The sequence below is a fragment of the Streptomyces chisholmiae genome (assembly GCF_031845445.1).
Taxonomy (GTDB): Bacteria; Actinomycetota; Actinomycetes; order Streptomycetales; family Streptomycetaceae; genus Streptomyces; species Streptomyces chisholmiae.
In genome coordinates this window covers 1-566 of the sequence record NZ_JAVREO010000079.1, presented here as the reverse complement: position 1 = coordinate 566, position 566 = coordinate 1, and the positions used below count along the sequence as shown (strand labels likewise).

Genomic DNA, 566 nt, shown 5'->3' with positions numbered 1-566 from the left:
CAGTTGCTTGTCGACCTGAAGGACATCACCCCGCGTTCGGGCTCGGTGCCGTTCTATTCGAGCGTGACCGGTGGCCTGTTGGACACGAAAGCCCTGGACGCCGAGTACTGGTACCGGAATCTGCGCGAGACCGTCGAGTTCGGGAACGCGGCGGGAGCGTTGCTGGCTGATGGTTTCCGGTTCTTCATTGAGGCAAGTCCGCATCCGGTGCTGGGTGTTGCGGTGGGGGAGTCGGTCGAGGCCGCTGGTGTGGAGGCCGCGGTGCTGGGGACGCTCCGGCGTCAAGAAGGCGGCCTGGAGCAGGTGTTGCGTGCGGTGGGCCGTGCGTGGGAGCGGGGGTTGGGAGTCGACTGGTCGGGGGCGGTCCCCGGGGCTCGGCGGGTCGAGTTGCCCACGTACGCCTTCCAGCGCAGCCGCTACTGGCCCGAGCCGGCGCCCACCACGGCGGCCGACGTGGGCTCGGCCGGGCTCGACTCCGCCGACCACCCTGTCCTCGGAGCCGCCACCGAGCTGGCCGACACGGGGGAACTGCTGCTCAGCGGCCGGTTGTCGCTGCGCACCCACCC

General features: G+C 70.3%; 1 protein-coding gene. It reads left to right on the top strand.

The window, feature by feature from the left end:
• Positions 1-566, top strand: a 566-nt coding sequence (locus RM844_RS32140; protein ID WP_311670983.1) for an acyltransferase domain-containing protein, incomplete at both ends; no start/stop codon positions are given.